General features: G+C 59.4%; 13 protein-coding genes. 10 read left to right on the top strand and 3 right to left on the bottom strand.

The window, feature by feature from the left end; translation table 11 throughout:
* Positions 1-10: 10 nt before the first annotated feature.
* Complete coding sequence (locus tag ACQZ5N_RS11050; protein WP_003521650.1) at positions 11-508, bottom strand: Csu type fimbrial protein; 498 nt, start codon at positions 506-508, stop codon at positions 11-13.
* A 359-nt stretch (positions 509-867) separates the two neighbouring features.
* On the opposite strand from ACQZ5N_RS11050, the gene ACQZ5N_RS11045 reads away from it, so the two are divergent.
* Together ACQZ5N_RS11045 and catB are read left to right on the top strand one after the other, a co-directional pair.
* Positions 868-3,657 carry a bifunctional aconitate hydratase 2/2-methylisocitrate dehydratase gene (locus ACQZ5N_RS11045; RefSeq protein ID WP_448732897.1) on the top strand — a complete coding sequence of 930 codons (2,790 nt, stop codon included), beginning with the start codon at positions 868-870 and terminating at the stop codon, positions 3,655-3,657.
* A gap of 332 nt (positions 3,658-3,989) precedes the next feature.
* Positions 3,990-4,625: a type B chloramphenicol O-acetyltransferase gene (gene catB, locus ACQZ5N_RS11040; RefSeq protein WP_448732896.1), complete on the top strand. Its 636-nt coding sequence runs from the start codon at positions 3,990-3,992 to the stop codon at positions 4,623-4,625.
* 94 nt (positions 4,626-4,719) lie between these two features.
* On the opposite strand, the gene ACQZ5N_RS11035 is transcribed toward catB, so the two are convergent.
* Together ACQZ5N_RS11035 and ACQZ5N_RS11030 are read right to left on the bottom strand one after the other, a co-directional pair.
* The gene (locus tag ACQZ5N_RS11035; RefSeq protein ID WP_080853390.1) at positions 4,720-5,046 is read right to left on the bottom strand and encodes a tetratricopeptide repeat protein; all 327 of its coding nucleotides are present in this window, start codon (positions 5,044-5,046) and stop codon (positions 4,720-4,722) included.
* 81 nt (positions 5,047-5,127) lie between these two features.
* Positions 5,128-6,207, bottom strand: a complete 1,080-nt coding sequence (locus tag ACQZ5N_RS11030) for a LacI family DNA-binding transcriptional regulator (protein WP_448732895.1) — start codon at positions 6,205-6,207, stop codon at positions 5,128-5,130.
* Between the two features lie 237 nt (positions 6,208-6,444).
* Between ACQZ5N_RS11030 and ACQZ5N_RS11025 the strand changes: the two genes are divergently transcribed.
* From ACQZ5N_RS11025 to ACQZ5N_RS10990, 8 genes are all read left to right on the top strand, one after another.
* Positions 6,445-7,422 (top strand): substrate-binding domain-containing protein, encoded by a 978-nt coding sequence (locus ACQZ5N_RS11025; protein WP_125146247.1) that lies wholly within the window; start codon positions 6,445-6,447, stop codon positions 7,420-7,422.
* 116 nt (positions 7,423-7,538) lie between these two features.
* The gene (locus ACQZ5N_RS11020) at positions 7,539-9,029 is read left to right on the top strand and encodes a sugar ABC transporter ATP-binding protein (RefSeq protein ID WP_448732894.1); all 1,491 of its coding nucleotides are present in this window, start codon (positions 7,539-7,541) and stop codon (positions 9,027-9,029) included.
* The gene (locus tag ACQZ5N_RS11015; RefSeq protein ID WP_448732893.1) at positions 9,022-10,038 is read left to right on the top strand and encodes an ABC transporter permease; all 1,017 of its coding nucleotides are present in this window, start codon (positions 9,022-9,024) and stop codon (positions 10,036-10,038) included. The genes ACQZ5N_RS11020 and ACQZ5N_RS11015 overlap by 8 nt, the downstream gene beginning before the upstream one ends.
* Positions 10,035-11,030 carry an ABC transporter permease gene (locus tag ACQZ5N_RS11010; RefSeq protein ID WP_196380456.1) on the top strand — a complete coding sequence of 332 codons (996 nt, stop codon included), beginning with the start codon at positions 10,035-10,037 and terminating at the stop codon, positions 11,028-11,030. Before ACQZ5N_RS11015 ends, ACQZ5N_RS11010 begins: the two co-directional genes overlap by 4 nt.
* 1 nt (position 11,031) lies before the next feature.
* A complete protein-coding gene (locus ACQZ5N_RS11005) occupies positions 11,032-11,880 on the top strand; it encodes a sugar phosphate isomerase/epimerase family protein (RefSeq protein WP_448732892.1) in 849 nt (282 codons plus the stop codon).
* A gap of 26 nt (positions 11,881-11,906) precedes the next feature.
* Complete coding sequence (locus ACQZ5N_RS11000; RefSeq protein WP_448732891.1) at positions 11,907-12,572, top strand: nucleoside triphosphate hydrolase; 666 nt, start codon at positions 11,907-11,909, stop codon at positions 12,570-12,572.
* 66 nt (positions 12,573-12,638) lie between these two features.
* Positions 12,639-13,508 (top strand): D-psicose 3-epimerase, encoded by an 870-nt coding sequence (locus ACQZ5N_RS10995; protein WP_448732890.1) that lies wholly within the window; start codon positions 12,639-12,641, stop codon positions 13,506-13,508.
* A gap of 159 nt (positions 13,509-13,667) precedes the next feature.
* Positions 13,668-14,663: a hypothetical protein gene (locus tag ACQZ5N_RS10990; protein WP_448732889.1), complete on the top strand. Its 996-nt coding sequence runs from the start codon at positions 13,668-13,670 to the stop codon at positions 14,661-14,663.
* Positions 14,664-14,693: the final 30 nt, after the last annotated feature.

Raw genomic sequence — 14,693 nt, 5'->3', positions numbered from 1 at the left:
CCTGTGGCGATCAGTAGTTGAGCGTGGCCGTCACCGTATCGGTATAGACGCCGACCGCGGGTGTCGTCTGGGCAGGTACGCGCCCATAGACAGTGAATGTTTGCGGCGCGCCGGTTCCGGTTCCCGTTTGCCGATCCGTTCCCACGGTGTTCCCCCACACCGTGCTATGTGCCGCAGTCGTATAAAGCGAGTAGGAAATGGTCGCGCCCGCAGGCGATGTCATCAGACGGTTGGCGACCGTCGCTCCAGAGCCGGCGCCGGCGCTGAGACCCAGGCTGAAGGGAGTGCTGGCCGTGCACTGCACGACAATATCGCTGGTCGCATCGATATTGCTGCCGATCACACCATTGGTGCCGAAATTGAGGTTACCCGCGGAATTGATCTGGCACGCCGCCTGAATGGTGATCTGGACGTTGAAATTCGTCGTGGCGACCTGCGCGACGCCCGATGCCGGTGTAAGGACCAGCGCCGCAAATGATAATAAATAGCCTGATGCTGCAAACTTCATGCTGCCTCCCCAAGCTGCTGCGCTGCTGTTTTTTCGATGCGCAACATGGAATTACGCCAATAACGGGTAATTAGAATAATCTAATACTCGTACCGATTTGGTTAATAAATCCTTAATGGGGAATGCTTGAAAAACCACTGGCTGAAATGCGGCGGGCGCCACAATCAAAAGTGTCGCGACGTGGTTGCAAAGCACAGGATCGACGCTAAATCCCGTCTACGAGTTTTTTACTGAAATGCGACATCTTGTCAGCCGGCCCCGGTTGGCGTACTCGAAATCGATAGAAACCCGGGCCGATCAACAGTACCGTTCGGTGACGCTGTGTTCGGCCCCATAGACATCATGACGTTGGGATTGCGATGAACCTTTACTTGGATTACCTGGCTGAAATCAAAAGCAGAGAACCACAGGGTCTGGCGCCCAAGCCGATCGATGACGGTGCACTGACGGCCGAGATTATCGAACTCATCAAGGATGCGGGCAGCGAGCACCGCGCTGATGCCCTGAAATTCTTCATCTACAACACCCTGCCGGGCACCACGAGCGCCGCCGGCGTCAAGGCGGCCTTCCTGAAGCAGATCATCCTCGGCGAAGTCGTCGTGCCGGAGATCGCGCCTTCCTTCGCGCTGGAGCTGCTGTCGCACATGAAGGGCGGCCCGTCGATCAAGGTGCTGCTCGATATCGCGCTCGGTAACGATGCCGCGATTGCCGCTGAGGCCGGCGAAGTGCTGAAGACGCAGGTGTTCCTTTACGATGCCGACATGTTCCGCCTGCGCGACGCCTACAAGGCCGGCAACGCCATCGCCAAGTCCGTGCTGGAAAGCTACGCCAAGGCCGAATTCTTCACCAAGCTTCCGGATGTCGAAGACGAGATCAAGATCGTCACCTTCATCGCCGCCGAAGGCGATATTTCCACCGACCTCCTGTCTCCCGGCAATCAGGCGCATTCGCGCTCGGACCGCCAGCTGCACGGCCAGTGTATGATCTCGCCGGAAGCGCAGGCGGAAATCGTCGCGCTGCAGAAGCAGCATCCGGACAAGCGGGTGATGATGATCGCCGAAAAGGGCACGATGGGCGTCGGCTCGTCGCGCATGTCGGGCGTCAACAACGTGGCGCTGTGGACCGGCAAGCAGGCCAGCCCCTATGTGCCCTTCGTCAATTACGCTCCCATCGTCGCCGGCACCAACGGCATCTCGCCGATTTTCGCCACCACCGTCGATGTGACGGGCGGCATCGGCATCAACCTGAAAAACTGGGTGAAGAAGCTCGGCGAAGACGGCAAGCCGATCCTCAACAACGATGGTAACCCGATCCTCGAGCAGAAATATTCGGTCGAGACCGGCACGGTCCTCAAGATTGACGCCAGGAACCGCAAGCTTCGCGACGAGGCCGGCACGGAACTGGTGGATATCGCCTCTTCCTTCACGCCCCAGAAGATGGAATTCATGAAGGCCGGCAGCTCTTACGCTATCGTCTTCGGCAAGAAGCTCCAGACATTTGCGGCTGAAACGCTCGGTGTCGAGACCACTCCGGTCTTCGCGCCCAACAAGGAAATTTCCATCGAAGGCCAGGGTCTCACCGCCGTCGAGAAGATTTTCAACCGCAACGCCGTCGGCGTCACACCCGGCAAGGTGCTGCATGCCGGCTCGGACGTTCGCGTCAAGGTCAACATCGTCGGCTCGCAGGATACGACCGGCCTGATGACCGCGCAGGAACTGGAAGCGATGGCGGCCACGGTCATTTCGCCGCTGGTGGATGGCGCCTACCAGTCGGGCTGCCACACGGCCTCCGTCTGGGACAAGAAGGCACAGGCGAATATTCCGAAGCTCATGTCCTTCATGAACAATTTCGGCGTCATCACCGCGCGCGATCCGAAGGGCGCCTATCACTCCATGACGGACGTGATCCACAAGGTGCTGAACGACATCACCGTGGATGACTGGGCGATCATCATCGGCGGCGACAGCCACACCCGCATGTCCAAGGGCGTTGCCTTCGGCGCTGACTCGGGCACCGTCGCACTGGCGTTGGCAACGGGCGAGGCGACCATGCCGATCCCGCAGTCGGTCAAGGTCACCTTCAAGGGCACGATGCAGCCCTATATGGACTTCCGCGACGTGGTGCACGCCACGCAGGCGCAGATGCTGAAGCAGCACGGCGACAACGTCTTCCAGGGCCGCATCATCGAAGTGCATATCGGCACGCTGCTCGCCGATCAGGCCTTCACCTTCACCGACTGGACGGCCGAAATGAAGGCCAAGGCGTCGATCTGCATCTCGCAGGACGAAACGCTGATCGAGTCGCTGGAAATCGCCAAGTCGCGCATCCAGATCATGATCGACAAGGGCATGGATAACCCCGCCCAGACGCTCAAGGGTCTGATTGCCAAGGCGGATCAGCGCATTGCCGAAATCCGCTCGGGCGAAAAGCCGGCGCTGAAGCCCGATGACAATGCGAAATATTTCGCCGAAGTCGTGGTGGATCTGGACGTGATCGACGAACCGATGATCGCCGACCCTGACGTCAACAACAACGACGTGTCCCGACGCTACACCCACGATACGATCCGCCCCGTCTCCTATTACGGCGGCACCAAGAAGGTCGATCTCGGTTTCGTCGGTTCGTGCATGGTGCACAAGGGCGATATGAAGATCGTCGCCCAGATGCTGAAGAACATCGAAAAGTCCGAAGGCAAGGTCGAGTTCAAGGCGCCGCTCGTCGTCGCCGCGCCGACTTACAACATCATCGATGAACTGAAGGCGGAAGGCGACTGGGAAATCCTGCAGAAATATTCGGGCTTCGAGTTCGATGATCTGAAGCCGAAAACCACCAACCGGACGGAATACGAGAACATTCTCTATCTCGAACGTCCGGGCTGCAACCTGTGCATGGGCAACCAGGAAAAGGCCGAAAAGGGCGACACGGTTCTTGCAACCTCCACCCGCCTGTTCCAGGGCCGCGTGGTGGAAGATACGGCTGAAAAGAAGGGTGAATCGCTTCTGGCCTCCACCCCGGTCGTGGTGCTCTCGGCGATCCTCGGCCGCACGCCGAGCATCGAGGAATATCGCTCTGCCGTCGAAGGGATCGACCTGACGAAGTTCGCGCCCCCGAAGGTAACGCCGATCGATTCGCAGTCGGTCCATTACTGAGGCCGTGATTATCGTCGTGTGTGGGCTACGGGCTCTGCGCTGGCGATGCACTGAAAATGCCGAATGAACGCGGACAGCGGGGAGACATCCCCGCTGTTTTTTATGGGCCGGCGGTGCTCCGACCAGACCATTGGAGACTGGCGACATGTCTCGGCTTGGCCTTCGCCCCTTTTTGCGGTAACCAGACTGAATGATAAAAGCCTCGAGTATCACCTGCATCTAGCTCCCGCCGCAGCGCGAGGAGCATCGAGCGAAAAGCCGACAGGCTTGGCGCTCGGCGTCGGCTTGTCTGAAGGCAAGCGAATGCGAACATATGCAGTGAGATTACTCCAATGGAAAATTACTTCGAAAGCCCGTTCCGGGGCATCACGCTTGACAAGCAGGCCAGGAGCCCGAACCTCGTGGTCGGGAAATACAGCTATTATTCCGGCTATTATCACGGCCACAGTTTTGAGGATTGCGCCCGTTATCTGCTACCGGATGAAGGCGCGGACAGGCTGGTGATCGGAAGCTTCTGCTCGATCGGTTCGGGCGCCGCCTTCATCATGGCCGGCAATCAGGGCCATCGCAACGAGTGGATCAGCACCTTCCCGTTCTTCTTCATGCCGGAGGTGCCGGAATTCGAGAATGCCGGCAACGGTTATCTGCCGGCGGGCGATACCGTCATCGGCAACGATGTCTGGATAGGCTCGGAAGCGATCATCATGCCCGGCATCACGGTCGGCGATGGCGCCGTGATCGGAACGCGGGCGCTGGTGACGAAGAATGTCGAACCCTATGCCATCGTCGGCGGCAATCCCGCGAAAACGATCCGCAAGCGGTTCGATGACGACAGCATCGCCCTGCTGCTCGAGATGAAATGGTGGGATTGGCCGGCGGCGCGGCTGAAGGCGGCAATGCCGCTCATGACCAGCGGCAATGTCGCCGAGCTTTATCGGTTCTGGCTATCCGATAAGCCGCAGCCGTAAAAACGCCCGGCCCGTTTCATGGAGGCGGGCCGGACCTCCCTCCGGGTCAGGACAGATAGGGAATCCGATTTGACGATATGGGTGGAGGCTCTCGTCAACTGACGCCTTTCAGGGCGCGTGACCGCAAACGTCGCAGCCGGACCTCCATCTGCCTCTTTGCCTGAATGTCGCCACGCCTGACGGCCACCGCGATGCCTTCCACCCATGCGGCAATGGCGCCGTCGTCATCTCCCAGCCGTGCACGACATTCGCCGAGTTCGGCCCAGACCGCCGAATAGTCGGGATCCTGCCGGATAGCCGCCTGGAGATGAAGCGCGGCATCTTCGAACTGCCCAGCCGCCTTGAGCGTCTTTGCGATTGAAAAGCGCAGGAGCGGACTGTCCCGTCCGTCTTCCAGCATCCTCATGAGTTTTTCGATCATCGTTGTCCCGTTGCAATGGTGAAGCACCATGCAATCGGTACGACCTCAAGCGCAGTTGAGGTCAAGCGGGATTTCGCGCGGTCACTTCGCCATGCGACGCAATGCAACCGGGTCCCATATGTCGTCGAGCGGGCCTTCGAGAGCGGTTCGCGGGGGGATGAGCTTCGGTTCGATGATGGTGACTTCCGGCTCGGTCCGGTTCTCTTCCAGCAGTTCGAAACCCTTTTCGAGCATCTGCGCGATATCGGGTTTGATCATATAGACCGGGAAGGGAAGGAATGACGCGAACGGGTCGTAGTCGAAGCAGCCGACAACGATGTCGCCGAAGGCCTCGCCATCATGACGCCCCATGAAACGCAGCAGGCCTTCGAAATTTATCGATGAATTGACGAAGAAACAGCGGGGCAGGCGGCCCCTGCGCTCGAAGAAACGTTCGAAGGCCAGCTCCGTCATATGCGGTGAATAGCCGGTGATCTCGATATCGTCTCCGCTTTCCGCCCCGAAATAAGCGGCCTTGGCGGCGTGGAAGCCGTCGATTCGCTCGCGGCTGGCGTGGTCGTCATGACCGCCGAACAGGATGACGTCGTCAGGGCCGAGAGGTCCGCCTTTTTCCGCATGGGCAAGGATTGCGGATGTCAGTATTTCTGCACCGTGCCTGTTGTCGGAAATGACGGAGGGTACGAATTTGCCGGGAAGGTCGATATTGACATGCGGCAGTGCTGCGCGGGCGCAGACCTGGTGCACGCCGTCGGGATCGGTCGCGCCCGCAATGAAGAGGGCATCGATGGAATAGGCGATCAGGGTCTCCACGGTGCGGCGTTCTTCTTCGGGATCGCGCCGCCCGGAGACCACCATGGGCGACAGGCCGCGTTTGCGCGCCTGCCCTTCGAATGTCTGCGCCATCGATGAAAAGAACCGGTTGTCATAAATGGGCACCAGAAGCCCGACGAGACCGGATTTTGAACTCCTCAAACCGCGGGCCTGCAGGTTGGTGGTGTAGCGATGCGCCTTGGCGAGCGAGAGAATCTTGTCGGCAGTCTCCTCCGAAATCCGCCGTTTGCGCCACGATCCGTTCAACACCGCGCTCACTGTCGAGGCTGATGCACCCGACAATATCGACAAGTCATAAATGGTGGCTTTCTTGGAAGTTATGCCCGTCACTGTGATCTCCCCAACTGATTCCAATTATTAGAGCACACATCCCCTTGACGGAAGGGCGCTTCATGATATGGTTATTGCACCATCGATTGTGCAACTTGGCAATATCGATTGTGCAAGATGGTTGCTGTGGGAGTGGCAAGGGAGAGTCTCGAATAAGCGAGATGAGAAATTTTGAACGCGCCAGATGAAAAATGGCTGCGGCGGGTTTCGTTTGCCTGTTTTTTGAGGAGGAACATCATGAAGAAAATTATTGCTGCAGCGGTCGGCCTGTCGCTCGCGCTGCTCTCGTCCGCCGCCTTCGCCGAAGGGCCGAAGGTGGGCGTCGTCGTCAAGATCGGCGGCATTCCGTGGTTCAACGCCATGGAGGCCGGTATCAAGGAGCAGAGCAAGAAGCTCGGCGTCGACGGTTTCATGGTCGGCCCGACCAGCGCCGATCCCGCCCTGCAGGTCCGCGCCATCGAGGACCTGATCGCCCAGAAGGTCGATTTCATTGGCGTCGTGCCCAATGATGCAAAGGTGCTGGAGCCGGTGCTGAAAAAGGCCCAGGCCGCCGGTATCAAGGTCATCACCCATGAATCGCCCAAGCAGCTCGGCGCCGACTGGGATTTCGAACTGGCTTCCGCCAAGGGCTTCGGCGAGGCGCATGGCAAGCTGCTGGCTGAAAAGATGGGCGGCAAGGGTTCTTATGCCGTCTTCGTCGGTTCGCTTACGGTTCCGCTTCATAATGCCTGGGCCGATGCCGCCATCGCTTACATCAAGGCCAATTATCCGGACATGAAGCTCGTTGGCGATCGCTACGGTGTCGCCGAAGACCTCGACAAGAGCCGTTCGACGGCGCTTGACCTGATGTCCGCCAATGCCGACCTGAGTGGTTTCCTCGCCTTCGGTTCGCAGGGACCGATCGGCGCCGGTCGTGCCGTTGAAGAGCGACGCAAGGATGGCAAGGTCTTCGTCATCGGCCCGTTTTCGCCGGGGCAGGGCGCCAAGCTGATCAAGTCGGGGGCGCTGACTGGTGGATTCATGTGGAACCCGAAGCAGGCTGGTGAGGTCTTCATCACGCTCGCCGACCGTATAGCCAAGGGTGAGACACCCAAGGCCGGTGACACTATCGAAGGTCTCGGCACCATCAATCCCGAGGGCAACACCATCGTCGTCGACCAGCTTTTGAAGATCGACAAGGAAAGCATCGACAAGCTCGTTTCCATGGGCCTCTGATCCTCCCCAAGGCCAAGGGCGTCGCGGGGGTCTAATACTCGCGCGACGTCCCATCTGGAAAACATGCCGAGCGCCACGTCTGCAATGCTGCCGCGGCGAAGGAGATTTACATTATCATGAGCGCAGAACCGCTCCTGTCCCTTAAAAATGTCAAAGTCACCTTCGGCGGCGTCCGCGCGTTGAAGGGTGTTTCTTTCGAGGTCAATCCGGGTGAAGTGCATTGCCTTGCCGGCGAAAACGGCTGTGGCAAGAGCACGCTGATCAAGGTCATAACGGGCGTTTACACGCCCCAAAGCGATGCCGAACTTTATTTCGACGGCAAGCCGATAACGGCAATGAACCCGACGCTTGCGCAATCGCTTGGCATCCAGGTGATCTGGCAGGATCTGGCGCTGTTCGATGAAATGACGGTGGCTGAGAATATCGGCTTCCAGTACGCGGTGAATGGAAAATACGGGCTGGTCGACAAGCGCGCCATCGAGCAGGCGGCCGAAAAGGCGCTGGCCCGGCTCGGCGTCGAGATCGATCTTGATAAGCCGCTCAAGGAACTGCCCATCGCCCAGCGTCAGATCGTGGCGATTGCCCGCGCGCTGGTCGGGGAAGCGCGGCTGGTTTTCATGGATGAGCCGACCGCGTCGCTCACGCAGTCGGAAACCGATTACCTGATCGATATCGTCCGCAACCTGTCGGCCTCGGGTGTCGCGGTTGTCTTCGTCTCGCATCGCCTTGCGGAAGTGCTTGAGATTTCAGACCGCATAACCGTGCTGCGGGATGGGTCGCTTGTCGGCGTTTTCCCCGTTGAGGGCATGACCCAGTCACGGGTGACCGAGCTGATGACCGGCCGTAATTTCGACAGCGCCGTCATTGCCGCCGATCACGATGACAAGCCCGTCGTTCTCTCGGTGCGCGGGCTGAGCCGCGGCGGCGAATTTGAAGACGTTTCGTTCGATCTGCGGCGGGGAGAAACGCTCGGTATTACCGGCCTGCTCGGAGCCGGCCGCACGGAACTGGCTTTGACGCTGTTCGGCATGCATCGGCCGCAATCGGGTGAAATCCTCATCGATGGAAAGAAGGTGGATTTCCATTCCAACCGCGATGCGATCCGGGCGGGCGTTGCCTATCTTTCCGAGGACCGGCTTTCGCTTGGTCTCAACCAGCCGCAATCCATTGCCGACAATCTCGTCATGGCCTCGCTCGACCGGCTGTTGAGCGGCGGCCTGATCTCACCCTCTAAAAAGGCGGATGTCGTTTCCCGCTGGATTTCGGCGCTTGGCGTCAAGATCGGCCTGCCGGAAGATCCGATCCGCACGCTTTCGGGTGGCAATCAGCAGCGTGTGGCGATTGCCAAGTGGCTGGCGATCGGCCCGAAAATCCTCATCCTCGATGCGCCGACCGTGGGGGTCGATGTCGGCGCCCGCGCCGGCATCTTCGAAATCGTCCGCAAGCTCGCCGCAGAAGGTCTCTCGATCATCGTGATCTCCGACGAGCCGCCGGAAGTTTATTTCAATACAGACAGGGTCATCCATATGGTCGAAGGCCGGTTCCACGCCACCTATGATCCGCGACGCCTCTCGCTGACCGAACTGGAGTCCGCCATCTATGCGTAGGCTCATCCTTGGACATACGACCGAATTCACGCTGCTTGTCGTCATGGTGTTGCTCTGCTCGGGGCTGTCCTTCGCCACCGACCGGTTCCTCACCATCTCCAACGCCTTCGATGTGCTGAATGTCTCGGCGGTCAACATCATCTTCGCGGTCGGCCTGCTCGTGGTGCTGATCTCCGGCGGTATCGACATCTCCTTCGCGGTCGCCGCCTCCGTCGTTCAATATGTGACGGTGCTGGCGCTCAATGCGCTCGGCGGCGGCAACTGGGCGGAAGGTTTCATCATTGCCGGCGCGGTTGGCCTTAGTCTCGGTTTCGTCAACGCCTTCCTCGTCTGGCGGCTCAACATCATTTCCATCGTCGCGACCATTTCCACCTTCAACATCTTCTTCGGGCTGTTGATGTTCTTCACCAAGGGCGTGTCGATCTACGACCTGCCGGAATGGCTGTCGACGCGCGTGGTATTTTACGAGCGTGAGATGTCCGATGGCTCCTGGGTCGAGCTGACGCTGCCGGTCGTGGTCATGATCCTCTGCTGCTTTGCCACCTGGTTCATGATCTCGCGCACCACCGTCGGCCGCAAGCTTTATGCTTTCGGCGACAATCCGGAAGGCGCACGCCGCTTCGGCATCAATATCGGCGCCATGCACTATATTTCCTTCGGCTGGCTCGGCCTGATGGCGGGTATCGCCGGGCTCATGCAGGCGCATTACGCGCAGGAGGTGGTGCCGAACGCGCTTTATGGCCGCGAACTGGATGTTCTAGCCGCAACCGTCCTTGGCGGTGCACGGCTTGGCGGCGGCAAGGGGTCGGTCATCGGCTGTGTGCTCGGGGTGCTGATGGTGTCCATCACCCAGAACGGCCTCAATCTGATGGGCGTTTCTCCCTTTGCCTTCAAGATGATCGTCGGGGCCATCATCCTCATCGCCATCACGCTCTCCTCCACCCGCTTCGACAAGCTCCTGCCGAGCGCCTTACGGACATCCGCAAAGAAGGGGAGCGCACAGCGATGAACAGTCTCGTTCGGAAATTCAACGCGATTTTCGGTGCCGACATGGCCGGGCCGGTGATTGCCTTCATCGCGGTCATGCTCATCTTCGGAACCTTTGCCGATAACTTTCTCTCGCTCGCGACATTCGGTTCGGTCGCCTTCCAGCTGCCGGAACTCGGCCTGCTGACGTTAGCGATGCTGCTGCCGCTGCTGACGGGTGGCATTAACCTATCCGTCACCTTCGCCGCCAATCTTTCCGGCTTGGCCGCAGCCTGGGTATTGCAGGCCCATGGCGGGGTGGATGCGCCGCCGAGCGCATTCCTGTTCGCCTGCCTTGCCGCACTTGTCACCGGCGGTGCTGCCGGAGCGATGACCGGGGCGGCAATCGCCTACACCCGCGCGCACCCCATTCTGGTGACGCTGTCGATGATGATCTTCCTGCGCGGCCTCGGCGAGTTTCTCACCCGTGGCGGAGACGTTTCCGGTTTCCCCGCCTATATGGCGCCGCTCGGTCACGGTACGCTTCTCGGTCTGCCGATCCCGCTTCTGATCTTCATCGTCTGCGTCGGCCTCTGGCATGTGCTGCTGACGCGCACCAAGCTCGGCTTCGGCCTGTTGATGATCGGCTCGAACATCGAGTCCGCGCGTTATTCCGGCCTCAATACGCGCAAGATTCAGGTGCTCGTCTACACACTCTCGGGTCTGATGTGTGCGGTTGCCGGCATCATCATGCTTGCCCGTTTCAACTCCGTCCGTGTCGGCCATGGGGAATCCTACCTGTTGATCACGGTGCTGGCGGCCTTCCTCGGCGGCATCAATCCGTTCGGCGGTTTCGGTCGTGTCCTGCCCGTCTTCGTTGCGCTCATCGTTCTGCAGCTTCTGTCATCCGGCCTCAATCTTCTCGGCGCCAACCAGCATCTGGCAACGGCGCTCTGGGGCGTGCTGATGATTGTCGTCATGGCGGCGCGCGGCCTGTTTTCAAGCTACTTCGCATCTCTCAGAAAGAAGGTATGACGTGAAAGGCTTCGGTGTTCACGCAATGATGTGGTCTCTCAAATGGGACCACGAAAACGCCAGACGGTCCATCGCCGCTGCTGCGGATTACGGTCAGGATTTCATCGAGATTCCGCTCATCGATATCCCTGCCGTCGATGCAAAACACACGCGCGCCCTGCTGGCGAAATACGGCTTGCGCGCCGTCTGCTCGCTGGTGCTGCCGGAGCCCGCCTGGGCGTCCGTACGTCCCGATGCGGCAATCGACCATCTGAACGCCGCGCTCGACAAGGCCGCAGAAATGGGCGCGGAAGCGCTGACGGGTGTTACCTATGGCGGCACCAATGAGCGAACCGGATTTCCGCCGACACAGGGTGAATATGACAATCTGACAAGGGCGCTCTCCAGCGCTGCCGGCCACGCAAAAACACTTGGCCTGCAATTCGGCATCGAGACTGTCAACCGCTACGAGAACCATCTGCTCAATTCCGCCGAACAGGCGGTGGCGCTGGTGGAGCGGATCGGTGCGGACAACGTCTTTATCCATCTCGATACCTTCCACATGAATATGGAGGAAAAGGGCATTGCCAATGGCGTCATCGCCGCCCGCAACCATCTGAAATACATGCATATGTCGGAAAGCGACCGTGGCACGCCGGGCTGTGGCAATGTTGCTTGGGACGAGGTGTTTTCGGCGCTTGCAGCCATCGGCTTTAAAGGCGTGCTGACGCTCGAAAGCTTCGCTGCGATGCCCAGGGAGATGGCGGGCGCGATTTCGACCTGGCGGCCGGTTGCGCCCAGCGCCGATGAGGTTCTCGACAGGGGACTGTCATTCCTGCGTGACAAGGCAAGCCAGTACCGCATTTTCTGAAAGCACTCATTATCGGGGCAAGCACCTTGAACACTATTGACGATAATGCCCGCGAGATTGCGGGCCTTGCCCTCCAGCGACTGGAAGGGTCGAAGGGCCGGCGTGTGATGATTGCGATTGCCGGTGCCCCCGGATCGGGAAAATCAACCATCGCCGAATGCGTGGTCGATGCGTTGAACGCAGGCGAAGGCGTGTCCGCCGCACTGTTCCCGATGGATGGCTTTCATTATGACGACGCCGTTCTGGAAGAGATGAAACGCCGTCCCTTCAAGGGCGCCATCGATACTTTCGATGCCCACGGCCTGCGCCACATGCTTGAGCGCCTGAAGGCCAATGAGGACGATGTCGTTGCCGTCCCCGTCTTCGACCGCGCCATCGAGATCGCCCGCGCCGGTGGCCGCCTGATCCCGCAATCCGTCGATATCATCGTCTGCGAGGGTAACTATCTCCTCGCCGGCCAGTCGCCATGGGATCGCCTCAAGCCGATCTTCGATCTCACGATTTTTGTTGATGTCGACGAGGACGATCTGCGTGCGCGGCTGCGAGACCGCTGGCGGAGCTTCGGTCTCGGCGAGGGCGAGATCAACCGGAAGGTGGAGGAAAACGATCTCCCCAATGGCCGCTTCATTACATCGACAAGCACGGAGCCGGATCTTCGCATCGGAAATCCGGGAAGCAGTTCCGCGTCCTGAAACTGCCTGAAGGGCTGCGCCTCCCTATCCAAAGTCAAGCGAAACAGAAAAGCGAAAGAGACCCCCATGAAACACGGCATCTATTACTCCTACTGGGAACATGAGTGGAGCGCCAAGTTCGGCCCCTATATCGAGAAGGTCGCCAAGCTCGGTTTCGATATCATCGAAGTCGCCGCGCACCACATCAATGAATACAGCGACGCCGAACTCGCCGTCATCAGGCAGAGCGCGAAGGATAACGGCATCATCCTCACCGCCGGTATCGGCCCTTCGAAAACGAAGAACCTGTCGTCGGAGGATGCTGCGGTTCGCGCAGCCGGCAAGGCGTTCTTTGAACGTACCCTGTCCAATGTCGCCAAGCTAGACATCCACACCATCGGCGGCGCGCTGCATTCCTATTGGCCGATCGACTATTCGCAGCCGGTCGACAAGGCAGGCGATTATGCGCGCGGCGTCGAAGGCATTCACGGCATTGCCGATTTCGCCAATGATCTCGGTATCAACCTGTGCATCGAAGTCCTCAACCGCTTCGAAAATCACGTGCTCAACACGGCGGCCGAGGGCGTCGCCTTTGTGAAGGATGTCGGCAAGAACAACGTGAAAGTCATGCTGGATACCTTCCACATGAATATCGAAGAAGACAGCTTTGGCGAGGCCATCCGCACGGCGGGCCCGTTGCTGGGGCATTTCCATACCGGCGAGAGCAATCGCCGCGTACCGGGCAAGGGCAGGATGCCCTGGCACGAAATCGGCCTCGCCCTTCGCGATATCAATTACACCGGCGCGGTCGTCATGGAGCCTTTCGTCAAGACCGGCGGCACGATCGGCTCCGACATCAAGGTGTGGCGCGATCTCAGTGGCGGCGCCAACCTTGCGAAAATGGACGAGGATGCCCGCAATGCCCTGGCATTCTCCCGTTTCGTCCTTGGCGGCTGATGACCCATAAGCGCATTGACCGGGCGGTGGCCATCTGTCGCCCGGGCAGCCATTGCTATGTTTGCCCGCCATCGCCGAGTTGAAAAGATAACCGCTTGTGGGCTAAAGCACTGATGTCTCTTCGGGATCAAAACGATCCGCCCAAGACCATTGGTTTGCATGATCCCTGTCGCACTACCGTCCGTCGAAGCGCTGCTTCTCCTTGCTTTCTTGCTCATCACGACCCTCATATGGATCGTCTGGACGCTCTCGCTGTTCGTTCGATATGTGGCAGGCCGCTGGAAGCGCCCGACGATCCTGCCCTATGGGATGGTAACCGCCGTCGCGCTTTTTACCCTCTTTCGGTTCGGTGATTTTTATCTGCAGATGCGCGCCTATGACAAAGAGAGGGCGGCAAGCCATCGGCCGGAATTGCTCGAGCCGGCGCGCCTTGGCCAGATCGATATGCCCAAGGGCACGAGACTCGAACTGGCCATTGCCAACGACAGGGAAGCCTTCGAACGGGCCGTATTTCCGCATCCCGTACCGGTGGCGGATATCGATGCCGTCGAGATCACTCGCTATATCTCGATAAAAACCAACGAGAATTACGAAACGGTGGGCTTTACCCCGCAGACCATGCGGATCACCGGCAAAGGCGTGACCACCCAGAGCGGCTGGCGCTGCGACGCGACACAACCGGTGGAGTTCGATCTTTCGGCCGATGGCGGCATATCCGCTTTCAGCAACTGCACTCTTTCCGATGGCAATGTTGTTGACGGCATCACCCTGCCGAAAGGCACGTCCCTGCGCGCCTCCACCGGCAATGTCTATACCGATGGCTTCGTCGATTCCGATCGATGGGTTCTCGATACGGCTCAGGACCATACCGTTCACATCGACAGTTTCGATCTTTCCGAGGCAACGCTTGCCCTTGATGGCGAGCGAAAACTCCACGAGATCAAAAGAGGTGTCCTGTCAAAAGACGCAACGCTCGGGACGCTTCACCATGCCGCCGGAACCAATATTCGTTATAATCCCCGGCATCTTCGCAACGACTATTCCGGCGCGTGGTTGATAATCGCGCCCCTGCTGGCTGCCGATGCTCCACCGGTTCCGTCGCATGATATCGCGCAGGGCAGGGACGGAAAGGTTCTGTCCGTTCTCCAGAATTGATCCCGCGCGGCGGCGAGGTGCCGTGGGCAT

The sequence above is a fragment of the Agrobacterium sp. 22-221-1 genome, assembly GCF_053522445.1.
This window is presented reverse-complemented; position numbering and strand designations above follow the sequence as displayed.